The organism is Stenotrophomonas sp. RIT309, assembly GCF_000632045.1.
Classification (GTDB): Bacteria; Pseudomonadota; Gammaproteobacteria; order Xanthomonadales; family Xanthomonadaceae; genus Stenotrophomonas; species Stenotrophomonas indicatrix.
The window spans coordinates 53,552-76,615 of the sequence record NZ_JFYS01000034.1 but is presented as its reverse complement, the minus strand read 5'-3'; the positions used below and the strand labels follow the sequence as shown (position 1 = coordinate 76,615).

Annotated in this window: 24 protein-coding genes and 1 tRNA gene; 19 read left to right on the top strand and 6 right to left on the bottom strand. The window is 66.7% G+C overall.

Going from position 1 to position 23,064, the window contains the following annotated elements:
* Positions 1–55 precede the first annotated feature (55 nt).
* On the top strand, positions 56–415 hold the full coding sequence (locus BW38_RS05050) for a histidine triad nucleotide-binding protein (protein ID WP_032977365.1): 360 nt from the start codon (positions 56–58) through the stop codon (positions 413–415).
* Between the two features lie 121 nt (positions 416–536).
* Here the strand turns inward: BW38_RS05050 and BW38_RS05055 are convergent, their stop codons facing one another.
* The 4 genes from BW38_RS05055 to BW38_RS05070 are packed head-to-tail and all read right to left on the bottom strand — an operon-like array spanning position 537 to position 4,903.
* Complete coding sequence (locus BW38_RS05055; protein ID WP_025879379.1) at positions 537–1,064, bottom strand: Slp family lipoprotein; 528 nt, start codon at positions 1,062–1,064, stop codon at positions 537–539.
* Positions 1,061–3,010 carry a DUF3488 and transglutaminase-like domain-containing protein gene (locus BW38_RS05060; RefSeq protein WP_032977363.1) on the bottom strand — a complete coding sequence of 650 codons (1,950 nt, stop codon included), beginning with the start codon at positions 3,008–3,010 and terminating at the stop codon, positions 1,061–1,063. The genes BW38_RS05055 and BW38_RS05060 overlap by 4 nt, the downstream gene beginning before the upstream one ends.
* Positions 3,003–3,947, bottom strand: coding sequence for a DUF58 domain-containing protein (locus tag BW38_RS05065; protein ID WP_032977361.1), 945 nt, complete (start codon positions 3,945–3,947; stop codon positions 3,003–3,005). The genes BW38_RS05060 and BW38_RS05065 overlap by 8 nt, the downstream gene beginning before the upstream one ends.
* 2 nt (positions 3,948–3,949) lie before the next feature.
* On the bottom strand, positions 3,950–4,903 hold the full coding sequence (locus BW38_RS05070) for an AAA family ATPase (RefSeq protein WP_025879382.1): 954 nt from the start codon (positions 4,901–4,903) through the stop codon (positions 3,950–3,952).
* Between the two features lie 44 nt (positions 4,904–4,947).
* Here BW38_RS05070 and BW38_RS05075 point away from each other — a divergent pair, with 44 nt between their 5' ends.
* Complete coding sequence (locus BW38_RS05075) at positions 4,948–6,789, top strand: glycosyltransferase family 39 protein (RefSeq protein ID WP_032977359.1); 1,842 nt, start codon at positions 4,948–4,950, stop codon at positions 6,787–6,789.
* 75 nt (positions 6,790–6,864) lie between these two features.
* On the opposite strand, the gene BW38_RS05080 is transcribed toward BW38_RS05075, so the two are convergent.
* A complete protein-coding gene (locus BW38_RS05080; protein ID WP_032977501.1) occupies positions 6,865–7,437 on the bottom strand; it encodes a Maf family nucleotide pyrophosphatase in 573 nt (190 codons plus the stop codon).
* A gap of 114 nt (positions 7,438–7,551) precedes the next feature.
* Between BW38_RS05080 and BW38_RS05085 the strand changes: the two genes are divergently transcribed.
* The 14 genes from BW38_RS05085 to BW38_RS05150 all read left to right on the top strand — a co-directional run bounded on the left by BW38_RS05085 (position 7,552) and on the right by BW38_RS05150 (position 18,797).
* Entirely contained in the window at positions 7,552–8,061 is a 510-nt protein-coding gene (locus tag BW38_RS05085; RefSeq protein ID WP_025879385.1) for a YceD family protein, read from the top strand.
* 107 nt (positions 8,062–8,168) lie between these two features.
* A complete protein-coding gene (rpmF, locus tag BW38_RS05090) occupies positions 8,169–8,363 on the top strand; it encodes a 50S ribosomal protein L32 (protein ID WP_025879386.1) in 195 nt (64 codons plus the stop codon).
* Between the two features lie 91 nt (positions 8,364–8,454).
* The gene (locus BW38_RS05095) at positions 8,455–9,432 is read left to right on the top strand and encodes a beta-ketoacyl-ACP synthase III (RefSeq protein WP_025879387.1); all 978 of its coding nucleotides are present in this window, start codon (positions 8,455–8,457) and stop codon (positions 9,430–9,432) included.
* Between the two features lie 73 nt (positions 9,433–9,505).
* Positions 9,506–10,288, top strand: a complete 783-nt coding sequence (locus BW38_RS05100; protein WP_032977357.1) for a hypothetical protein — start codon at positions 9,506–9,508, stop codon at positions 10,286–10,288.
* A 137-nt stretch (positions 10,289–10,425) separates the two neighbouring features.
* Positions 10,426–11,370 carry an ACP S-malonyltransferase gene (gene fabD / locus BW38_RS05105; protein ID WP_032977355.1) on the top strand — a complete coding sequence of 315 codons (945 nt, stop codon included), beginning with the start codon at positions 10,426–10,428 and terminating at the stop codon, positions 11,368–11,370.
* A gap of 82 nt (positions 11,371–11,452) precedes the next feature.
* Positions 11,453–12,196, top strand: coding sequence for a 3-oxoacyl-ACP reductase FabG (fabG, locus tag BW38_RS05110; RefSeq protein WP_025874078.1), 744 nt, complete (start codon positions 11,453–11,455; stop codon positions 12,194–12,196).
* A gap of 152 nt (positions 12,197–12,348) precedes the next feature.
* Positions 12,349–12,588: an acyl carrier protein gene (acpP, locus tag BW38_RS05115; RefSeq protein ID WP_025874077.1), complete on the top strand. Its 240-nt coding sequence runs from the start codon at positions 12,349–12,351 to the stop codon at positions 12,586–12,588.
* Between the two features lie 145 nt (positions 12,589–12,733).
* Positions 12,734–13,996 carry a beta-ketoacyl-ACP synthase II gene (fabF, locus tag BW38_RS05120; RefSeq protein WP_025874076.1) on the top strand — a complete coding sequence of 421 codons (1,263 nt, stop codon included), beginning with the start codon at positions 12,734–12,736 and terminating at the stop codon, positions 13,994–13,996.
* Positions 13,997–14,088: 92 nt separating this feature from the next.
* Positions 14,089–15,453: an aminodeoxychorismate synthase component I gene (locus BW38_RS05125; RefSeq protein ID WP_032977353.1), complete on the top strand. Its 1,365-nt coding sequence runs from the start codon at positions 14,089–14,091 to the stop codon at positions 15,451–15,453.
* 128 nt (positions 15,454–15,581) lie between these two features.
* Entirely contained in the window at positions 15,582–16,643 is a 1,062-nt protein-coding gene (mltG, locus tag BW38_RS05130) for an endolytic transglycosylase MltG (RefSeq protein WP_032977352.1), read from the top strand.
* Positions 16,640–17,305, top strand: a complete 666-nt coding sequence (tmk, locus tag BW38_RS05135; protein ID WP_032977350.1) for a dTMP kinase — start codon at positions 16,640–16,642, stop codon at positions 17,303–17,305. The genes mltG and tmk overlap by 4 nt, the downstream gene beginning before the upstream one ends.
* The gene (locus BW38_RS05140) at positions 17,302–18,258 is read left to right on the top strand and encodes a DNA polymerase III subunit delta' (protein ID WP_032977348.1); all 957 of its coding nucleotides are present in this window, start codon (positions 17,302–17,304) and stop codon (positions 18,256–18,258) included. Before tmk ends, BW38_RS05140 begins: the two co-directional genes overlap by 4 nt.
* Positions 18,255–18,608, top strand: a complete 354-nt coding sequence (locus BW38_RS05145) for a PilZ domain-containing protein (protein ID WP_025874071.1) — start codon at positions 18,255–18,257, stop codon at positions 18,606–18,608. The genes BW38_RS05140 and BW38_RS05145 overlap by 4 nt, the downstream gene beginning before the upstream one ends.
* Positions 18,609–18,722: 114 nt before the next feature.
* Positions 18,723–18,797, top strand: a tRNA-Val gene (locus BW38_RS05150).
* A gap of 54 nt (positions 18,798–18,851) precedes the next feature.
* Here BW38_RS05150 and BW38_RS05155 read toward each other — a convergent pair.
* Entirely contained in the window at positions 18,852–19,280 is a 429-nt protein-coding gene (locus tag BW38_RS05155) for a hypothetical protein (protein WP_032977346.1), read from the bottom strand.
* A 558-nt stretch (positions 19,281–19,838) separates the two neighbouring features.
* Between BW38_RS05155 and BW38_RS05160 the strand changes: the two genes are divergently transcribed.
* From BW38_RS05160 to BW38_RS05165, 3 genes are all read left to right on the top strand, one after another.
* Positions 19,839–20,219: a tautomerase family protein gene (locus tag BW38_RS05160; protein ID WP_032977344.1), complete on the top strand. Its 381-nt coding sequence runs from the start codon at positions 19,839–19,841 to the stop codon at positions 20,217–20,219.
* A 192-nt stretch (positions 20,220–20,411) separates the two neighbouring features.
* Positions 20,412–20,801, top strand: coding sequence for a DUF2946 family protein (locus tag BW38_RS0120855; protein ID WP_032977342.1), 390 nt, complete (start codon positions 20,412–20,414; stop codon positions 20,799–20,801).
* 118 nt (positions 20,802–20,919) lie between these two features.
* Positions 20,920–23,058: a TonB-dependent receptor gene (locus BW38_RS05165; RefSeq protein WP_032977340.1), complete on the top strand. Its 2,139-nt coding sequence runs from the start codon at positions 20,920–20,922 to the stop codon at positions 23,056–23,058.
* The last annotated feature ends 6 nt before the right edge of the window (positions 23,059–23,064 follow it).

Sequence of the window (23,064 nt, the reverse complement as noted above, 5' to 3'; positions counted from 1 at the left end):
GCATGCCCCGACGTTACCGGCCTACAATGCGGAAAACACCCCGCCGAGGCCGACCATGAGCAGCGAAACCCTCTTCAGCAAGATCATCCGTCGCGAGATCCCGGCCACCATCGTCTATGAAGACGACGACGTGCTGGCGTTCAAGGACATCGCACCGCAGGCGCCGGTGCACGTGCTGTTCATTCCGAAGAACGAGATCATTCCGACCCTGGATGACCTGCAGCCGTCGCAGGCGCACCTGATCGGCAAGCTGGCGCTGGCCGCCGCCGAGTACGCGCGTCGGGAAGGTTTCGCGCAGGACGGCTACCGCATCGTGATGAACTGCCGCGAAGATGCCGGGCAGACCGTGTTCCATATCCACATGCATCTGCTGGCTGGCGCGCCGCTGGGCCACTTCGGTACGCCAGGGCGTTGAGGCGGCCATCCACGCATGGCGTGGATCTACTGTTGTTGGTGCGCTGTCGATCCACGCCTGGCGTGGATGAAAAAAGGCCGCCCGATGGGCGGCCTTGTGCATCATGCGTACCGGGCCTGGACTACCACCAGCCCCAGCCGCGGTAACCGCCCCAGTACGGGCCATACGGGCCCGGGCCCCACGGTCCGTAGGGGTAGGGCACCACATCGACCTGGCGCTGCTCCGGCCACAGGTAGATCACGTCGGCAGACAGCTTCGGCAGCCGGTAGTCGTAATCGCCGATACGGGTGTTGGCGTAGCCATCGATCTTGCCGATGAAGGTCACGTCGCGGCCGGCTTCGAACACGGCCGGATCGTAGAAGCCGGCGCGGCAGGCGATGAAGCGGCCGTCGCTGGCATCGGAAGAGGTGGTGTTCGGGCGGCCACTGCCGTTGAGCGGGCGCGAGATGATCTGGAAACAGGTCTCGCCCTGGCCGGGCTTGGTTTCGATGATCCGGCCACCCCAGCGCACCGGCGTGCCGACCTGCTGGGTGGCAACCGAGTCGCGCGGGGAAACCAGGCTGAACTGTCCCTGCAGCGGCTTGGGGGCCGTGGCGCAGGCCGACAAGGCCAGGGCGGCCACGGCGGTGAGGAGGAACTTGGTATTCATGGGGAGGCTCCGGAAGTCGGGCGATGCCTGCGCAGGTCCCGCAATAATGGGGCGAGCTCGGTACAAGTGCCAGCGTAGCGTGCATCAGCGAAACGCTGGCTGAGTGTGATGAGGGCCGGGTCGGGGCACTGTGCGTGGACCCGGCGGGCCCAGTGCAGGGCCGGTTCGTGCGGTTCGCGGCCCAGACCCAGCCGCGCATAGCGCTGCCCCAGCCGGTGCCAGGCGCGCAGCAGCGGGTCACGCTCGCGTTCGCCACGGGCCAGCAGCCACGCCATCCACGCCAGCGCCAGCAACGCGGCCATCACGAAGCCGGCCAGCAGCTGTCCAGGGCCGAGGTCGTCCAGCCCGAACGGTTGCAGCAACTGCTGCTGGCGGCGCGCGTCGAAGGACAGCACCAGTTCGTTCCAGCCCCTGCGCATCCAGTCGCCGACCTGGCCCAGCTGCAGCCAGCGGTGCTGCAGGCCGGTATCGGCCCCGGCCTGCAGGCGATCGTCGAGCGTGTCCAGGATGCGCTCGGGTGCTACTGCCGCTGTCGGATCGATGCGTACCCAGCCGCGTTGCGGCAGCCACACCTCAGCCCAGGCGTGGGCGTCCATCCGCCGCAGCACCCAGTAGTCGCCGATCCGGTTGCGCGTGCCGCCGGCGAACCCGGTGACCACCCGCGCGGGAATGCCGGCATTGCGCATCAGCACCACGAAGGCAGAGCTGAAATGCTGGCAGTAGCCGGCCTTGTAGTCGAACAGGAATGCATCGACCGGATCGCGCCCGGGGGCCGGTGTTGCCAGCGTGTACGAGAAGTCCGCGGTGATCCACGCCAGGGCGCGACGGACCACGGCGGCGTCATCGGTGCCCGCCTCCTGCCGCCACTGTCGGGCCAGGCTTGCCGTGCGTGGATTGAAGCCTTCCGGCAACTGCAGCGCAGCGCGACGCTGGTACGACGACAGCGTGGCATCGAAGCGCTGCGGCGGAGCCGAGTGCAGGCGCCACCGGCTCAGTGCGGACAATGCGCGGTCGCTGCTCAGGCTCAGGGCTGCATCCAGCCGGCTGCCCTCTGGTGCGGCAGTAGGGAGATCCAGCGCGACCAGCTGGCGACGGTCGGTGGGTTCGTAATCGATCTGATAGTCCCAGCCCTCCGTGCCGTGTTCCACGATGGCTGGCGGCAGACCTTCGGTACGGCGGTCGCGTCGCCAGACATGCCCATCGAACTGGGTCAGTACCGGCCCGCGCCAGTAGCGCTGTGCCGGCGCTGGAACCGCGCCGAAGAACTGCGCCCGCAGGGCCGGGGTGTCGTCGGCCATCAGGTCCAGCCACTTGTCCGGCTCCATCGTGTCCGACAGCCCCGGTGTGCCGACGGCGCGTTCGGGAATGCCCCACAGCGGCGTGGCCAACCGCGGGAACAGCCAGAAGCAGGCCAGCGCCAGCGGCAGGCCGATCAGCAGCAGGCGACCGACACCGCGCAACTGCGTGGTCAGCGGCGGCGGCGCACTGCGGCCTTCACCCTGCGCCAGGCGCTGCAGCGCAATCAGGGCGCTGACGCCGGCCAGCACCGCGAGCACGGTGGTCAGCGGCCCTTGGTCGAGCAGGAAGGCAGCAAACGGTGAAAACAGGGCAAAGCCGAGCAGGCTGCGTGCATCGCGCAGGGTACGCAGCTCGCTGGACTTGATGGCCAGCATCGCCGCCAGCAGCGCGCAACCGGTATCCCGGCCGGGGCGCACCGCCCCCATCTGCCAGACGATGGCAGCAAGCATGCCCAGCACCAGCAGTACCCGCACCGGCATCGGCAGCACGCCGCGCTGTGACAGTGCTGCGGTGACGAGCGCCGCCACGGCGATCAACGTGGCCAATGCGGTGGGCAGCTGCAGCAGCAGCGGCAACAAGGCCAGTGCGGCGCTGGCCAGCGTCCACGTGCGGGTGTTGCGGTCCAGCAGCAGGGCAGGCTCAGTCATGGGGAAGCAATGCCAGCGCGCGCAGGCACAGATGGTGGTGGCCGGCGCCCTGGCCGGGGCCGAGCGGTGGCTGCATCGGCAGCAGCAGCGTATAGCGACGGCCTTCGCGCTCGGCGCTGTCCACCCAGCGTGCCAGCCGCGCGATGCGGGCCTCCTGGCCCAAGGGGGCCAGCGCGCGCCAGTCCAGCACGACCTCGATGCCTATCGGTTTTTCATACTCGCGTACCAGCAGCGTGTCGCGGCGCGCCGAGTGTTTCCAGGCAATGCTGCGGGGGGGATCCCCGGCGCGATACGGGCGCAGCTGGTGCAGTTCCTCGCCGTTGGCATGGGCGCGGGTGTGCAGCGGATCGCTGCCCTGCTGCGGCAGCGGCGGTGCCTTCGCTTCGGCCAGCGGGTAGACCAGCAGGGGTTCTTCCGGCCACACCCATGACCACGCCCTGACCAAGCCAAGCGGCTGGGTGCTGGACAGGCGGATGCGAGGCAGCTCCAGCCAGCCACGGCGTTCGCTGGGCACTTCCAGCGCGGCTTCGCCGCGGCCGTGCGCGGGCAGGTCGAGCCACGCTTCGCTGTTCCCCAATTGCAGGTGCAGGCCGTGGCGCGCCCGTGGGTCGCGCAGCGACAGGTCCACGCGCAGGCGCAGCGGTTGCCCGGCCGGCACCGGCTCGGCGGAGATCGCATCGATCTGTACGCCCGACAGCTGCAGGTGTGCGGCGATGGTGCTGGCGATCGCGGCTGCGGTCAGCAGCAGCGCCAGCAACAGGGCCGGATTGTTGTTGTAGTTGAGCGCGCCCAGCAGCATCGCGACCAGCAGGCAGGCCACAAACAGGCCGAAGCGGGTGGGCAGCACATAGATGCGCCGGCGGTCCAGCCGCTGCGGCAACGACTCGGGCGTACGCGGGCGTGCCATCTGCAGCAGTCGCCGGGCATGCGATGCCATCTTCAATCGACCGCGACGGTCTGCAGGATCGCCCGTGCCAGCGCCGGCCCTGTGCTGGACTCGGCTTCGCCCACCAGGCGATGGCCCGCCACCGCCACGAACAGGGTCTGCACGTCTTCGGGCACGACGTGGCCACGGCCGAGCAGCAGCGCATGTGCCCTGGCGGCACGCAGCAGGGCAAGGCCGGCGCGCGGCGACAATCCCACGCGTACGCCGGCATGCTGGCGGCTGCGGGTCAGCAGGGCCTGCACGTAGTCCACCAGCGCATCGCTGACATGTACCTGGCCGACCGCTTCGCGCAGGGCGCGTACCTGGTTGTCGTCCAGCTGCGGCAGCGCGCGGGCGATCAGGTCGCGACGATCGCTGCCGCGCAGCAGTTCACGCTCGGCCTGTGCGCTGGGATAGCCCATCGCCAGCCGCAGCAGGAACCGATCCAGTTGCGAGTCGGGCAACGGGAAGGTGCCCGACAGATCCACCGGGTTCTGCGTGGCGATCACGAAGAACGGATCGGGCAGGGCATGTGTCTGACCGTCGAGGGTGACCTGCTGCTCGGCCATCGCTTCCAGCAGGGCGCTCTGCGTGCGCGGCGGCGCCCGGTTGATTTCGTCGGCCAGCAGCACGTGGGTGAACACCGGCCCGGGATGGAACTGGAACTGGCGGCTGCCGGCGTCGTACACCGATACGCCGAGCACGTCGGCAGGCAGCAGGTCGGAGGTGAACTGCACGCGCTGGAAGCTCAGCCCCAGGCTGCTGGCCAAGGCGTGGGCCAATGTGGTCTTGCCGAGACCAGGCAGGTCTTCGATCAGCAGGTGGCCGCCAGAGAGCAGGGCCACGAAGGCCAACCGCACCTCATGCACCTTGCCCAGCACCAGCGCGTTGACCTGGTCCTGAGCGTTGCGCAGGGACTGACGCAGTTGATCGGTTAGCATGCTGGGCATGGGGGACGAAGCTGTCATGGTCGTCTCAAGTTCGGTAACCGGTCGATTCTATCCATACATCAATGCAGGGCGAACAGCGCGCACGTACGATTTTTCTCTGGTTATGGACGCTCGTCACAGCGGCCAAACTGGTCGTGGCCGCACGCCTGCCGTTGTTCGTCGATGAGGCGTTCTATTGGCAGGAAGGCCAGCATCTGGCTGCGGCCTATTCGGATCTGCCGGGGCTGACGGCCTGGTTGACCCGGTTGGGTGTGGAGCTTGGCGGCCAGCATGTGCTTGCGCTGCGCCTGCCGTTCCTGGCCATCGGTGCACTGCTGCCGCTGCTGGTATCGCGCATTGCAGCGCGCTGGTTCGGCAATGTTGCCGGTTGGCAGGCCGGCAGCTTGACGCTGCTGATGCCGTTGTCGGCAACGCTGGGCCTGCTGGCCGTACCTGATGTGCCGATGGCACTGGCAGCCGTGCTGTGCCTGGACGCCGGCGCACGCCTGCTGCGCAGCGTCGACGCTTCCTCGGCGGTGAAGTTGGCGCTGGGCCTGCTGATCGGTGCGCTCAGCCACTATCGCTTCATCGGTGTGATCGGCGTCGGCTTCATTGCTCTGCTGGCGCTGCCGCAGGGCCGGCGCATGCTGGCCGATCCGCGCGTCTGGGTGGCCCTGGCCGTTGGCGTAGTGGCATGGCTGCCGCTGTTGGCCTGGAATGCCGACAATCACGATGCCGGACTGAAGTTCCAGGTGGTCGAGCGTCATCCGTGGGCGTTCGAGTGGCGCGGCCTGTGGTTCCTGGTGATCCAGCCGATGCTGGTGACGCCCATCCTCTGCATCGCGATGTGGAAAGTTGCACTGGCCGGCACCCGCAGCGGCGGCGGTGCGCGCGTGCAGTGGCGCTATTTCGGCCTGGTCGGTGGCGTGTCGACACTGGGTATCTTCGCACTGGGCTTCTTCACCGACGTCGAGCGCATCAGCTTCCATTGGCCGCTGCCGGGCTACCTGGCCCTGCTGGTAGCGGTGCCGGTGATACTCAACGGCTGGCCGCGCTGGTTGCGGCGTACCGGCTGGTGGCTGGCCGGGCTGGGCATGGTGCTGGCCTTCGGCTATTACCTGATGGCGTCCTCGTCATCGCTGCGCGAGCAACTGGCCGGCGACAAGTATTACCCGCGCAACTTCGCCGGCTGGCAGCCGCTGGCTGCTGCGGTTCGCGAAGAACTTCAGCAGATGCCTGAAGGCAGCCGCGTACTGGCCGGCAACTTCAAGGTAGGTGCCGAACTGGGCTTCCAGCTGGGCCGCGGTGACATCGACGTGCTGCCGCATCCGCTCAATGACAAGCACGGCCGTACCGCGCAGTTGGCGCAATGGAACCAGTTGCATGAAGGCGAGCGCGACGTGCCGATGCTGCTGGTGCTGTCGCCCAGCGATCAGCGTTTCCGCGATCTGCTCGCCCGCTACCACGCCATCTGTGAACAGGTAGGGCCGCTGCCGCCACCACGCGTGGTCAGCAACGATCACGGATTCCAGCGCTTCCTGCTGTTCCGCCTGCCGGCAAAGCGCGCACAGGGGGCGTGCGTGACACCTGCGCTGGCCTACCTGGACTCGCCGGCCAATGCTGAGAAAGTGTCGGGCACGTTGGCGGTGAAGGGCTGGGCGTTCAAGGAAGGCGCCGGCCTGCTGCGTGTGGAAGTGTTGGTGGATGGGCGTTCGATCGGTGATGCACGCTATGGCCGCGAGCACGATATCCGCTCATTCTGGTCCGATTCCAATGACCCGCAGCATCCACGGGTCGGCTTTGATGCCGAAGTGGATACCACCACGCTGACGCCTGGCCGACATTGGCTGGGCCTGCGCCTGCACGGTCGCGATGGCAGCGTGGAGCAGTGGCAAGAGCAGCCCTTCGTGGTTGAAAAGCGCTGAGGCCTCGTGCCCCCTGTGAGGGGCCTGCACTCGGCTCGACGCATGGCTTGGCCCTGTACTTGCGGGCGGGCAACTTTACGGCACCGCGAATCCGGCCCTGCGCAGCAATCCGCACAGTGCGATCAGCGGCAGCCCGATCAGCGCCGTGGGGTCTTGGTTGTCGATGGCCTCGAACAGGCTGATGCCCAGGCCTTCGCACTTGAAGCTGCCGGCGCAGTCCAGTGGCTGTTCGATGGCCACGTAGCGGGCGATCTCCGGCGCCTGCAGCGCGCGGAAGCGCACCTGGGTCGTATCCATTGCCGAAAGTGATTCTCCGTCTCGGATGAGACTGACGGCCGTGTGGAAGCGCACCGTCTGCCCGGACATTGCCGCCAGCTGCGCGCAGGCCGCCTCGACCGTGCCCGGCTTGCCCAGCGGCTGACCGTTCAGGTCCGCCACCTGGTCCGAGCCGATCACCCAGCTGCCGGGGTGGCGGGCGGCCACCTCGGCCGCCTTCGCGCTGGCCAGGCGTGCCGCCAGCGCCAACGGCGCCTCGCCGGCCTCCGCAGTCTCATCCACCTGCGGGCGTGCGCAGTCGAAGGGCAGGCCCAGCCGTTCCAGCAGGTCGCGGCGGTAGCGGGAGGTGGAGGCCAGGACCAAGGCAGGCATGCAGGAATTCCGGGGGCGGGGCGCGGCAGTCTGGCCCGGTACCGCCAGCCACAGCAAGCCTTTCATGGCAGTCATTTGACACGCGACCTGGCGATCCTTAATATTCGGCGGCTTATGTCCGCGAACGTACCCGAAACGCTGGATGCCTGGCGGATGGTCGTAGCGCGAAGGCGCTTCGACGGTCAGGTTCCCCTGGCTGAATTGACTCGCCTGCAGGGGCTTGTCGCAGATACCGAAGGTGAGTGTAATTACTCGCTCGAATTCGGTCGCGACGAGATCTTGCGGGTATCCTATGTGGAACTGACCATCGATACCGCGTTGCCGCTGACCTGTCAGCGCAGCATGCAGCGTTTCCTGCTGCCGGTGAAGATGACCCAGAGGCTTGGCCTGATCCGCGAGGAAGACGAGGAATCGTCTTTGCCGGAGGAATACGAGCCGTTGCTGGTGCCGGAAGATGGCCAGCTGCGTCCGTTGGACCTGGTCGAGGACGAGTTGGTGCTGGCGGTGCCGGTGGTACCCCTGTCGCCGTACGGTGAGGCAGTCGACAAGGACTGGGCGCCGACCGAAGAAGAAATTGAAAAGGCCAATCCGTTCGCGGCGTTGGCGGCATTGAAGAAACAATAGCAGCCGGTTGTCGTCGGCGGCTGCGGCGAAAGCGAAAAGTGTGCTGGACGCTGGCGTCCTGTGCGACGAAACGACGAAGCAAAACGAACCGAGTTTGGAGCAATCCCATGGCTGTCCAGAAATCCCGTGTTACCCCGTCCCGTCGCGGCCAGCGTCGTTCGCATGACGCCCTGAGCGCCAAGCAGCTGTCGACCGACCCGACCACCGGCGAAGTGCATCTGCGTCACCACATCACTGCTGACGGTTTCTACCGCGGCAAGAAGGTCATCCAGACCAAGTCTTCGGCTGTCCAGGAAGACTGATGTGCCGGAAGGTCGCTGCCCGCTGGGCAGCGGCCTTCGCCTTCTTTCCCGGGCACGCCGGTGAACGGCGGCTCGTGCAACAGGAAACATGATGAGCAAGCGGATCTACTCGAGGATCGCGGGCACCGGTAGCTATTTGCCGGAAAAAGTCCTGACCAACGCCGACCTGGAAAAAATGGTCGAGACCTCGGACGAGTGGATCCAGACGCGCACCGGTATCCGTGAACGGCACATCGCTGCCGAAGGCGAAACCACCAGCGATCTCGGCTACCAGGCCGCGCTGCGTGCGATCGAAGCCGCTGGTATCGACGCTTCGCAGCTCGACATGATCGTGGTCGGTACGACCACTCCTGATCTGATCTTTCCCTCCACCGCGTGCCTGATCCAGGCCAAGCTCGGTGTGAGCGGCTGTCCCGCTTTCGACGTCAACGCGGCCTGTTCGGGCTTCGTGTTCGCGCTCAGCGTGGCTGACAAATTCATCCGCTCCGGTGATGCCCGCCATGTGCTGGTGATCGGCACGGAAACCCTGACCCGCATCGTCGATTGGGAAGACCGCACCACCTGCGTGCTGTTTGGTGATGGCGCGGGCGCCGTCGTGCTCAAGGCCGACGAAGAAACCGGCATCCTCAGCACCCACCTGCATTCGGACGGCAGCAAGAAAGAGCTGCTGTGGAATCCGGTCGGCGTTTCGGTCGGTTTCGGTGAAGGCAACAACGGTGGCGGCACCATCAACATGAAGGGCAACGACGTGTTCAAGTACGCCGTCAAGGCGCTGGACTCGGTCGTGGACGAAACCCTGGATGCCAACGGCCTGACCAAGTCCGACCTGGACTGGCTGATCCCGCACCAGGCCAACCTGCGCATCATCGAAGCCACTGCCAAGCGGCTGGAGATGTCGATGGATCAGGTCGTGGTCACCGTCGACAAGCATGGCAACACCTCGTCGGCCTCGGTGCCGCTGGCCCTGGATGCTGCTGTTCGTTCCGGCAGGGTCGAGCGCGGCCAGCTGTTGCTGCTGGAAGCGTTCGGCGGTGGCTTCACGTGGGGTTCGGCACTGCTGCGCTATTGATAGTGCCAGTTACGACAACGTGAAACTGTCGTTACGGCCCCTCTGGGGCCGTAATGCGTTAAAGGAGACTGTCATGGTTGAGCCCATCGTCATCGAAGGGCAGCGCGCCTGGCTGAAGCAGTACGGCGAAGGAAGCCGAGCGGTGGCCCTGGGCCTGCTCAATTTTGTTGCCCGCCGGTTCCATCTCGATGCCCTGCGCCCGCCGCCGCACCGCGGTGGCGATGCCGCGCGCGAAACCGAGGCCCGCCGGCTGGCGGAACTGCAGGCGCAGGGCGTGAACGTGCCCGCGGTGATCGGCAGCGGCCATGCCGCGCTGGTGATCGGCGACAACGGCAGCTCGTTCAATACCTGCCTGCGCGAAGCCGATGATGCAGGCCGCGATCGCCTCGTGGCCGCGGCAATGCAGGCCATCGCCGAAGCACACGCACGTGGCGCCTATTTCGGCCAGCCGCTGCCGCGCAACCTCACCTGGGATGGCCAGAACGTCGGTTTCATCGACTTCGAAGAAGATCCGCTGGAAGTCATGGACCTGGCCGAAGCGCAGGCGCGTGACTGGCTGATGTTCGGCTACGGCGTGGCCAAGTACTACGCTGACCGCCCCGAAAGCCTGCAGGCGATGATGGCCGAGGCGATGAACGGGGTGCAGGCACCGGTACGCGCGCATGTGCACGCCGTCAGCGGCCGTCTGCAGCGCCTGGCGCGGGTGTGCATGAAGCTGGGGCGCTCGGCGCGTGCGCTGGCCCACTCCATCTTCATCACCCATGGCGCCACCACGCTGGGCCTGCTGATGGTGGTCGGCCTGTGCATGGACTGGTTTGCCGACGGCGAGCTGGACATCCTGCAGCTGCTCTGCTGATCGCGGTCCGCCGGGCCATGCCCGGCGGACCCCGTATCGCGGCACTGTCCATACGCCGTGCATACGCGCACGTACAGACGACACGGCATGTTCCCCCTTATCATGGCCCGCTTCGATTGCAACAAGCGGATGACCGCGTGACCGTATCCACCCTCGCTTTTGTCTTCCCCGGTCAGGGCTCGCAGTCTGTGGGCATGCTGGCCGAGCTGGCCGAACTGCACCCGCAGGTGCGTGAGGCCTTCACCGAGGCATCCGATGGTGCCGGCGTCGACCTGTGGGCGTTGTCCCAGGGCGGCCCGGAGGAAATGCTCAACCGTACCGAATACACCCAGCCGGCCCTGCTGGCCGCCAGCATCGGCGCGTGGCGCGCCTGGAACGCCGTGGGCGGTCCTCGTCCGTCGGTTCTGGCGGGCCACAGCCTGGGTGAGTACACCGCCCTGGTCGCCGCTGGCGCCCTCAGCCTGCACGACGGTGCGCAACTGGTGCGCCTGCGCGGCCAGCTGATGCAGGACGCCGCACCGGCGGGTGTGGGCGCCATGGCCGCCGTGCTCGGTGCCGAAGACCAGCTGGTGCTGGACGTCTGCGCGGAAGCTGCCGGCAGCCAGGTGGTCGTTCCGGCCAACTTCAACTCGCCGGGCCAGATCGTGATCGGCGGCGACGCTGCCGCGGTCGACCGCGCGCTGGCGCTGCTGGCCGAGAAGGGCGTGCGCAAGGCGGTCAAGCTGGCCGTCAGCGTGCCCTCGCACACCCCGCTGATGCGCGAAGCCGCCAACCGTCTGGCCGAAGTGATGGCCGGCCTGTCCTGGCAGCTGCCGCAGCTGCCGGTGGTGCAGAACGTCGACGCCAAGGTGCACGACGGTGTGGACGCGATCCGCGCCGCGCTGGTGCAGCAGCTGTACCAGCCCGTGCAGTGGACCGGCTGCGTGCAGGCGCTGGCCGCCCGTGGCGTCACCCGGATCGCCGAATGCGGCCCGGGCAAGGTGCTGACCGGTCTGGTCAAGCGCATCGACAAGGCCATCGACGGCCGTTCCCTGGCCACCCCGGGCGACTTCGAAACCGCCCGCGAGACGTGGTCGGCCTGATTGCCCCTGTTCCTGCCGACCGTGCCGGTGGCCGCTGCAAGCGGCGCGGGTGCGGCGGCCGCCCCAGCCTGAGGAAAACATCATGAGCAAGCCCCTGCAGGGTGAAATCGCACTGGTTACCGGTGCCAGCCGTGGCATTGGTGCCGCCATCGCCGATCTGCTGGCCGCCCAGGGCGCCACCGTCATCGGCACTGCCACCACCGATTCCGGCGCCGCCGCGATCGGCGAGCGCCTGGCTGCCCACGGCGGGCACGGCCGCGCGCTGAACGTCACCGACGCCGCTGCGCTCGATGCCGTGCTTGACGGTATCGCCAAGGAATTCGGCCCGATCTCGATCCTGGTCAACAACGCCGGCATCACCCGCGACAACCTGCTGATGCGCATGAAGGAAGACGATTGGGCGTCGATCATCGACACCAACCTGACCAGCGTGTTCCGTACCAGCAAGGCCGTCATGCGCGGCATGATGAAGGCGCGCAAGGGCCGCATCATCAACATCGCCTCGGTGGTGGGCGTGACCGGCAACGCCGGCCAGGCCAACTATGCCGCCGCCAAGGCCGGCATCATCGGTTTCTCCAAGTCGCTGGCCAAGGAAATCGGCTCGCGCGGGGTCACCGTCAACGTGGTCGCGCCGGGCTTCATCGACACCGACATGACCAAGGCGCTGCCGGAAGAAGCGCGTACCGCGCTGATCGGCGACATCGCCCTCGAACGCCTGGGTTCGCCGGAGGACATCGCCCATGCGGTGGCCTTCCTGGCCAGCCCGGCTGCCGGCTACATCACCGGCGAAACTCTCCATGTGAACGGCGGCATGTACATGCCGTAAGCAAGGGGCGCAGGGATCGCGCCGCAAGTGGTTGATCTGCGAGGATTTTTGCTGCAATGCAAGGTCACGCCGGTTTCCACTACACTATCCCACGGCCATCGCCTTTGATGGCGACCACTTTTGAACCACTACTCCATCTGGAGCGATATCCCATGAGCACCATCGAAGAACGCGTCAAGAAAATCGTCATCGAACAGCTTGGCGTCAAGGAAGAAGAAGTCACCAACAGCGCATCGTTCGTCGATGACCTGGGCGCTGACTCGCTGGACACCGTCGAGCTGGTGATGGCGCTGGAAGAAGAATTCGAGTGCGAGATCCCGGACGAAGAAGCCGAGAAGATCAGCACCGTGCAGGCTGCGATCACCTACATCACGGCCCACGTCAAGGCCTGATGCAGGACGTCAGTGCGCGTGCGGGCGTTGAGTCCGGCGCGCACGACACCCCATGGGGCCGCTGTTTGCGGCCCCGTGTGTTTGCGCACCACACCGAAGTAAACCGCGTTACCCGCAAAGAACGTTCGGGTCAGGAGAATCAGCAATGAAGCGTCGCGTCGTCGTAACCGGCCTGGGTATGGTCTCGCCGTTGGGCAATGATCTGGCCAGCAGCTGGGAAGGCATCACCCACGGTCGTTCGGGCATCGGTCCGCTGACCAACGTTTCTGATGCCTACCTGGAACGGTTCACCACCAAGATCGCAGGTGAGGTCAAAGGCTTTGACATCACCGCCGACAACGAACTGTTCGGCAAGTACCGGGTCAGTGGCAAGGATGCCAAGAAGATGGACCCGTTCATCCATTACGGCCTCGGTGCCGCCTTCATGGCCCTGCATGATTCGGGCCTGGAGATCACCGACGCCAATGCCGACCGCATCGGCGCCATCGTTGGCGCTGGCATCGGCGGCCTGCTCGGCATCGAAGAGCAGACCATCGAGTTCCACGAGGGGAAGAAGATCTCTCCCTTCTACGTGCCCAAGACCATCATCAACATGCTGCCGGGCCAGCTGAGCATCATCAGCGGCCTGAAGGGCCCGTCGTTCTCGGCGGTCTCGGCGTGCGCCACCTCCAACCATTCCATCGGCACCGCCATGCGCATGATCCAGTACGGCGATGCGGACGTGATGGTGGCCGGCGGTGCAGAGCGCGGCTCCTCGCCGACGGCGCTGGGCGGCTTCTGCGCGATGAAGGCGATGAGCACCCGCAACGATGCTCCGGAACAGGCCTCGCGCCCGTGGGACAAGGACCGTGACGGCTTCGTGCTGGGCGACGGCGCCGGCATCCTGATCCTGGAAGAGTACGAGCACGCCAAGGCGCGTGGCGCGAAGATCTATTGCGAGCTGGCCGGTTTCGGCGCCAGCTCCGACGCGTACCACATGACCGCGCCGAGCGAGAACGGCGAAGGCGCTGCGCGCTGCATGACCATGGCCATGAAGGACGCCGGTGTCACCCCGGAACAGGTCGGCTACCTCAACGCACATGGCACCTCGACCCCGCTGGGCGACCTCGGTGAGACCATGGCGATGAAGACCGCCTTCGGCGACCACGCCTACAAGATGATGGTCAGCTCCACCAAGTCGATGACCGGCCACCTGCTCGGCGCTGCCGGCGGCGTGGAAGCGATCTTCTCGGTTCTGGCAATGCGCGACAACGTGATTCCGCCGACCATCAACCTGCAGCAGCCGGGCGAAGGCTGCGACCTGGACTACGTGCCCAACGAAGCACGCCAGGCCAAGGTCGACGTGGTGATGTCGAATGGTTTTGGTTTCGGCGGCACCAACGGCACGCTGATCTTCAAGCGCGTCTGATCGCACCGGTAGGGTCGAGCCATGCTCGGCTCCGCCAACCACGAGGCCGCCGCAAGGCGGCTTCCGTGTATCCGTCTCCCGAACTGGCTGCCATGACCCACGCCCCGCTGATCCACCCGCTGCCGCACCCGATCGACCTGCTGGCCCTGCAGCAGCGCGACCCGGCGCGTTTCCCGCTGCTGATGGAGTCCACCGCCTCGGGCACTGCGCAGGGCCGCTGGAGCCTGCTGCTGGCCGCGCAGGGCGACACCCTGCAGCTGGACGCCGATGGCCAGGTGCGCGACCAGCACGGCGCGGTGCAGCCCGGCAGCTTCCTGCAGGCGCTGGACCACGCATGGCAGGCACAGCGATTGCCGCACGACGGCGGCCACGCGCTGCCGTTCCGCGGTGGCTGGGCGCTGATGCTCGATTACGAAGTGGCCAGCCAGGTCGAACCGGTGCTGCCGGCGCGCGCGCGCGATGACGGCCGACCGACCGCACTTGCCCTGCGCTGCCCGGCCGCCGTGCTGCATGACCACCAGGCCGACGCCAGCTTCCTCATTGCCGAAGCGGGCGAGCAAGCGCTGCTGGACTCGCTGGTCGCGCTGGTAGCGGGTGAACTGCCGCCGGCCGGGCAGGGCTGGCAGCCGCCGCAGTCGGTCCGCGAAGACGAGCCGCAGCGCTTCACCGAGGGTGTGCGCCGAGTGATCGACTACCTGCGCGCCGGCGACGTGTTCCAGGTGAACCTGTCGCGGCGCTGGAGCGCGCACTTCGCAGCACCGGTCAGCCCGCAGGCGCTGTACGCGCAGCTGCGGCGGGCCAATCCGGCGCCGTTTGCCGGCCTGTTCAGTGCGCACGGCCGGCATGTGGTCAGCTCGTCGCCGGAACGGCTGGTGTCGGTGCATGGCGGCCACGCACAGACCCGCCCGATCGCCGGCACCCGTCCGCGCTTCGAGGGCGACGACGATGCCGCGCGCATCCAGGAACTGGTCGGCCATCCCAAGGAGCGCGCCGAGCACGTGATGCTGATCGACCTGGAGCGCAACGATCTGGGCCGCATCTGCCTGCCCGGCACGGTCGTGGTGGACGAGCTGATGACCGTGGAAAGCTACGCCCACGTGCATCACATCGTCAGCAACGTCAGCGGCCAGCTGCGCGCGGACGTCACCCCGGGCGAGGTGATCGCCGCGACCTTCCCCGGCGGCACCATCACCGGCTGCCCGAAGGTGCGCTGCATGCAGATCATCAGCGAACTGGAGCAGGTGCCACGCGGCGCGTACACCGGTGCATTCGGCTGGCTGAACCGTGATGGCGACCTGGACCTGAACATCCTGATCCGCACCGCCGAAGTGGACGGCAACGAGGTCAGCTTCCGCACCGGAGCCGGCATCGTGGTCGATTCGGACCCGGACAAGGAACTGGACGAAACCCGGGCCAAGGCCCGCGGCCTGCTGCGGGCGCTGGGGCAGCAGGGCTGATCGATTGCCGCCGCTGGGCATGGCTTGTGGGTGCCGACCGTTGGTCGGCACGGACGCGTGCCCCCGGTCATGACCCCGCCCCACCGGCACGGTATCCTGCACGACGGAATCGAGTTCAGAGGTAGTCCATGGCGGGAGCCAAGCGCGGGTGTCTGTTGGTGGTAACGCTGCTGCTGGTGCTGGCCGCCATCGTGGCCGGCGCGGGCGCATGGTTCTTCTACAAGCAGAGCCAGTTTGCCGACGTGCCGTTGACCCCCAGTGCGGACAGTGTGGTCATCGCCAGCGGCGATGGCATGAACAGCGTGCTGCGCAAGCTGCGCGAGGCCGGCGTGGACGAGGGCCAGGACACCCAGTGGCAACTGCTGGCGCGCCAGCTCGATGCCGCCGGCAAGCTGAAGGTGGGCGAGTACGCGCTGAGCAAGGACCTGACCCCGCGCGAGCTGCTGCTGCGCATGCGTGCGGGCAAGGTGCTGCAGCACCGCGTCACCATCATCGAAGGCTGGAACATCCGCCAGCTGCGTGCCGCGCTCAAACGCGCCGATCCGCTGCTGCACACCACCGACAACCTCGATGACGCAGCGCTGATGGATCGCCTCGGTTTCGCCGGCCAGCATCCGGAAGGCCGGTTCCTGCCGGAAACCTACGTCTACCAGCGCGGCGACAGCGACCTGGACGTGCTCAAGCGTGCCCACGGCGCGATGGAGAAGGCGCTGGACGAAGCCTGGGAAAGCCGTGCGCCGGACCTGCCGATCAACACGCCCTACGAGCTGCTGACGCTGGCGTCGATCATCGAAAAGGAAACCGCGCTGGCCAGCGAGCGACCGCAGATTGCCGGCGTGTTCATGCGCCGCCTGAAGATCGGCATGCGCCTGCAGACCGATCCGACCGTGATCTACGGCATCGGCGCGGCGTACGACGGCAACATCCGCCGCCGCGATCTGACCACCGATACGCCCTACAACACCTACACCCGCTCTGGCCTGACCCCGACCCCGATCGCCATGCCCAGCCGCGATGCGCTGATGGCCGCTGCACAACCGGCACCGGGCGATGCGCTGTACTTCGTCGCGGTGGGCGATGGCAGTGGCGCGCACGTGTTCTCGCCCAGCCTGGACAAACACAACGCCGCCGTAGCCCGCTACCTGCAGCAGCTGCGCCAGCAACGCACCCAGGAGACTCCGGCGCAATGAGTTCCGCGCTGCTTCGCCATCCCCGTTTCGTCAGCCTGGAAGGCGGCGAGGGCGCGGGCAAGACCACCGCCATCAACGCCATCCGCGAGTGCCTGCGCCGCCACGGCCATGAGGTCGTGTTGACCCGCGAGCCCGGTGGCACGCCGCTCGCCGAGCGCATCCGCGGCCTGGTGCTGAAGCCGGATGCCGAGATTGCTGCCGAGCCGCTCAGTGCCGAGGCTGAGCTGCTGCTGGTGTTCGCCGCGCGCGCGCAGCATGTGCGCCAAGTGATCCAGCCGGCGCTGCAGCGCGGCGCCTACGTGCTCAGCGATCGTTTCACCGATTCCAGCTATGCCTACCAGGGCGGTGGCCGCGGCCTCGACCCGCAGTGGATCGCCGACCTGGAGCGCCGCGCCGTTGGCCTGCTGCCCGGTTTGACCCTGTTGTTGGACGTGGACGTGGCCGTAGGCCGCGCGCGTGCCAACGGCCGCGACCTGTGGCCGGACCGCATCGAAAGCGAGCAGGACGATTTCTTCCAGCGCGTGCGCGAAGTGTTTCGCGGCCGCGCACAGCAGGATCCGCAGCGTTTCGCGCTGGTTGATGCAGGCCAGGTGCAGGAGCGCGTGGCCGCCGATGTGGTTGCGCGTGTCGAGCGCTGGCTGCAGCAAGGGGAGGGCGCATGAGTACGTTCTCGCCCTGGCAGCAGCGCGCGTTCGACCAGACCGTGGCTGCACTGGATGCAGATCGGCTGGGCCATGGCCTGCTGATCTGTGGCCCGGCCGGGCTGGGCAAGCGGGAGGTGGCCCTGGCGCTGGCCGACCACGTGCTGGCACGCGGGGATGGCGCGCATGCCACCCGCACCCGGCAGCTGATTGCCGCCGGCACGCATCCCGACCTGCAGCTGATCAGCTTCATTCCCAACAAGAGCGGCGACAAGCTGCGCACCGAGATCGTGATCGAGCAGGTGCGCGAGATCAGCAACAAGCTGGCGCTGACCCCGCAGTACGGCGTGGCGCAGGTGGTGATCGTCGACCCGGCCGATGCCATCAACCGTTCGGCCGCCAATGCGCTGCTGAAGACCCTGGAAGAACCGCAACCCGGGCGTTACCTGTGGTTGATCAGCAGCGACCCGGCGCGCCTGCCGCAGACCGTGCGCAGCCGCTGCCAGCGCCTGGAATTCAAGCTGCCGCCGCGCGAGGAAGCGCTGGCCTGGCTGCAGCAGCAGGGCCACAGCGAAGCGGCCGCGCGCGAGGCACTGGATGCAGCACGCGGCCATCCCGGGCAGGCCGACAACTGGCTGCGCGAAGATGGCCTGAGCCTGCGTCGCGAGGTCGGCCGCGAGCTGGAACAGCTGGCCGCCGGCAAGACCGGCGCAGTGGAGCTGGCGCAGAAGTGGTGCGCCGATGACAACGCGGCGCTGCGCCTGCGCTTCGCCGCCGACCTGGCGCTGGCCCAGGCCAGCACCGATGCCTTGACCACGCCGGAGCGATTGCACAAGCTTGCAGCCTGGTTCGATGCGGCCAACCGCACCCGAGACCTGCTGCGCACCACCGTGCGCGCAGACCTTGCGGTGGTCGAGTTGCTGCTGGCCTGGAACAAGGTGAACGAGCGGCCTGCCGCAAGGGGAAATCGATGAGTGCCAGCAACGCCCGCCAGGGCATCCTGTCCCTGGCAGTGAAGGACAAGGCCGCGCTGTACAGCGCGTACATGCCGTTCGTGAAGAATGGCGGCATCTTTGTGCCCACGCCCAAGCGTTATTTCCTGGGCGATGAGGTATTCCTGCTGCTGACCCTGCCCGATTCCAGCGAGCGCCTGCCGGTGGCCGGCAAGGTGATCTGGGTGACCCCGGCCGGTGCGCAGGGCAACCGCACCGCCGGCATCGGCGTGCAGCTGGCAGATGGCCAGGAAGGCGAGACGGTGCGCCACAAGATCGAAACGATCCTGGCCGGCCTGACCGGTTCGGACAAGCCGACGCATACGATGTGATTCCGGTAGCGCCGGGCCATGCCCGGCGGCCCCTGGAAACGCGCGTGAACACGAATGTGAAAACTGTTGACGGTCTCTGAAAAGCCCCTATAATGAGCGGCTCAGCAACACACCGGGCGGTTAGCTCAGCGGTAGAGCATTGCCTTCACACGGCAAGGGTCACAGGTTCGATCCCTGTACCGCCCACCATGTTGCAGAACGAAAAAAGCCTCCAGCGATGGGGGCTTTTTTGTTGCCCGCGATTTACCCGGGCTTGTTTGCCACCGCTGTGATCGCATCGCCCAGACCTGTCTGCGCGGCATGCGCGATCTGGCGCGCGGCCAGCAGCAGACCATTTCGATGGAAGTCGCCGATCTGCTCGTCGGTATTTCCGTCCACGCGTGCGCGCTCTGCCGCGTGCAGAAGATCGAGTACGGCGGTCAGTGCGGACAGTGAACGGCCGAGGGAGGCGGGGGTCTGTGCGTTGAGCATCTGCGTGGTGCGCGGCTGGCCGTCTTCGCCATCTCCCCTGCGGATCGCATCCAGGAAGGTGAAGGACATCGGCTGCGCGGGAGGGAACTGCTGCTCCTTCAGTGCGCACTCGATCTCGCGTGCGAGGCCTTCGGGAACGTTGCTGGCGATGTCGCCGATCAGAGCGTGCAGGCGCGGAATGAGGACGGTGTTGTTGGTCATGGTGGAACCCTCACTGGCATAGGGCCACCTTCCAAAGAGAAGGTGGCGGACGGTGCGGGTTGGCGTGCCGGGGCAAACACAACGGAGTGAGAAATCACCCGGCGGATCGAGTGATCCCCACGCACCGCCCGCCATTGAGGGCAGTTGGTGCATTCTTGCGGCTACGCACTGCTGCGCAACCCATCCGTTCGGTTTGCTTTTTCGAGACGCCAATCCCGGCCAAGGCAACCTGCCTCGGCCCGGCGATCATCGAGTTGAACAATCACACTGGTCTGTAAGGAAATTTCGCAACAGCACCCGGGCGTACCGCGTGTTCCCCGATCTGTGCGGGACAGCACCCGCACGCCGTGCAGCGCATCACTGATGGCGTCATCCACCGACCGCGCTGACCCTGCGCCTGGCGTCACCCTGCATGGACGAACGTGGCGATCACGTCACTCCGCGCGGCGCATGCCATCGATGGAAGCAGAGGGTTCCATCCATGCGCTGTCCCGCCGCCCTCGGCGGGCGTAATCTCGGCCCATTGCCGCGTCCCCCTCCCATCCCTGGAGTGCCACCATGCCGCTCGCCCGTATCGATCTTCGCAAAGGTAAATCCGTCGAGTATCGCCAGCGTGTCGGCGAAGCGATCTACCAGGCCATGCGCGCCGTCGGCGTGCCGGAAAACGATCGCTTCCAGATCTTCCAGGAGCACGACGCCGGTACGCTGGTGTACGACCCGGGCTACCTGGGCATCACCCGCACCGATGATTTCATCTGCATCCAGATCACTTGGAACGAGGGGCGCACGCTGGAGCAGAAGAAGGCGCTGTATGCCGGTATTGCCGATGGACTGCACGCGGCGGTGGGTATCCGCCGCGAGGATGTGTTCATCAACCTGGTGGAAGTGAAGCGGGAGAACTGGTCATTCGGTAATGGCCAAGCGCAGTACGTGAGTTGATGCGCGAAGAGCATCCACGCATGGCGTGGATCTACTGGGGGATCCGTGATGTGGGCGGTGCCAGAACCCTGCGTCACCGTGTCGCAGGGACCAAACCCTGAACGTGGTCCAAGGTTGGCCGCGGGCTCGTAGAATGGCTGGGTGCGCCGCTCCGTTCTCCACCGCCGGTTCCAGACCCTGGCATGGCTTGCCATGCTGTTGGTGCTGCTCGCGCCTCTGGTGAGCCGCTGGCTGGTACATGGGCACGTTGTTGCGTCTGCAGCACCGGTGGCGGCCATGGACCACGCCGCACACACCCAGCACGCGATGGAAGGGCATCACGACCACCACGCGATGGCAATGCAGCATGGCGAAGCGACACCGAAGCCGCCGGCCGATCCACACGCCGACCACGAGATGGGCGTGGACTGCGATTACTGCCTGATTGCCGCACGACTGATCACCCTGCTGGTGGCGGCGCTGCTGTTGATGATTCCGCTGGCACCGGTGTGCCGCGCGCTGCGCGGTTCGGTGCAGACGTTGCCGCAGCGGATCTGCGGCACGTTGGGTGCGCGCGGGCCACCGGTGCTGCTGGCCGTCTGAGCGCTTTGCGCACGCGCTGATTGATTCTCCCGGGTTGCCAGGCGTGGCCTGGCACTACCGCGTGCGCCTTTCTTTCTGCTGCCTCGCAGTGCGGGGCGGTCTTGCATGCCGTGAACACATGAAAACCACCCCCAACTTCGCCCCGCTGCGCTGGGCGATGCTGCCTGCGTTGTGCGCATCCTTCCTGCAGGCGACGCCTGCGCTTGCTGCAGATGCCGTGCTGCCGACAACCCTGGATACCGTCCGCGTGGTCGATACCCGCAGCGGTTCGCTGTCCTCCACCGCCAATACCGGTTCGGCGCTCGGGCTGAGCGTGCTGCAGACGCCGGCCAGCCTGACGGTGATTTCACGCGAGCAGCTGGAACAGCGCGGCGATTCCAATCTCAACGACGCGATCACCCGCGCTGGCGCGATCAGTGCCATGCCCCATCCGGGCAACGGCCTGAGTGCGCTGTCCAGCCGTGGCTTCACCGATGGCGCTTCGGTGATGCGCCTGTACGACGGCCTGCGCCAGTATGGTGGTGTGGGCATCACCTTTCCGTTCGATACCTGGTCTATCGAGCGCATCGAGGTGCTGCGCGGGCCGGCCTCGGTCATCCACGGCGATGGCGCCATCGGCGGCGTGGTCAACATCGTGCCGAAGAAGCCTTCGCGCGGCGCCATCGAGAATGAGGTCAGCGTGACCGTGGGCAGCGAAGATACTGCGCGGCTTGGATTCGGCAGTGGCGGTGCGCTCACGCCGGCGCTGGCCTACCGCGTGGATGTCAGCGGCAACTACAGCAGCGGGTGGGTCGATCGCGGCCAGAACGGCGATGCCACGTTCTCTGCCGCGCTGCTATGGCAGCCACGGACGGATCTGCAGTTCACGCTGACCCATGCGCAGGGCTACCAGAAGCCGATGCGCTACTTCGGTACGCCATTGATCGATGGGCGGCAGCTGGACGCGCTGCGCCACGAGAACTACAACTTGGCCGACAGCGTGATCCGTTTCCGCGACCGCTGGACCCAGCTCGATGCGGCCTGGACGCCGAACGACACCGTGGAATGGCGTACGCGCGTCTACCAGATCGACAGCCAGCGTGACTGGCGCAACGCCGAGGCCTATGTCTACAACGGGCGCACGGGCCTGATCGACCGCTCCGGCAACACCCAGATCACCCACAACCAGGACCAGACCGGACTGACCTCCACGCTGCGCCTGCTGGGCAACGCGGGTGGGCTGCCGAACAGTTTCGCCGTCGGCTTCGATGCCAACCGTGCGCATTTCAAGCACACCAACAACACCTATGCGGGCAGCTCGGGGCCGGTGGATCCTTTCAACCCGGTGCCCGGCGGGTTCAGCAGCGATGCTCCCAACCTGCCGCGCTACCGCAACAGCGCCGAACAGGTCGCGTTGTTCGTGGAAGACCGGCTGGAACTGAGCGAGCGCTGGTCGGTGCTCGCTGGCTTGCGCCACGATCGCGCCACGATCGACCGCAGTGACCTGGTCAGCGGCCAGCGTGCGTTCTCCAGCACCTACAACAGCACCGGCTGGCGCGCGGGCACGGTCTTCGCGCTGCAACCAACATTGACCCTCTATGCGCAGTACTCGCAGGCGGCCGACCCGGTCAGTGGTCTGTTGATGATCAGCCCGGCCAACGGCGCGTTCGATCTGGCCAAGGGCAAGCAGATCGAGGTTGGCATGAAGCAGGCCTTTGACGGAGGCGAGTGGACGCTGGCGGCCTATCGCATCCGCAAGACCGGCCTGGTGAGCCGTGACCCGTTGCAGCCCGACCGGCGGGTGCAGGTGGGGGCACAGACCTCAAAGGGAATAGAAGCTTCGTTGAACTGGAACTTCGCTCCACAGTGGTCGCTGGATGCCAACGCGACCGTGCTCAAGGCCGGGTTCGAGGATTTCCTGGAAGCCACCGGCACGCCGGCGGTGATCGTCTCGCGTGATGGCAACGTGCCGCCGAACGTGGCCGAGCGCCTGGCCAACGTCTGGTTGAGCTGGCAGTTCCAGCCCGACTGGAGCGTGGCCAGTGGCGTGCGTTACGTGGGCAAGCGCTATGCCGACAACGCCAACACGCTGCAGCTTCCGGGTTACGCCACCACCGATCTGGCCCTGACCTGGCAGGCCGCGCCGCGCACACGGCTGACCGCGCGCGTGTTCAACGTGTTCGACAAGGCGTACTACGCCACGGCGTACTACACCAGCACGCAGTGGCTGCTGGGCGCAGACCGGCGCGTCGAGTTCAGCCTCGACCATCGCTTCTGAGGACGC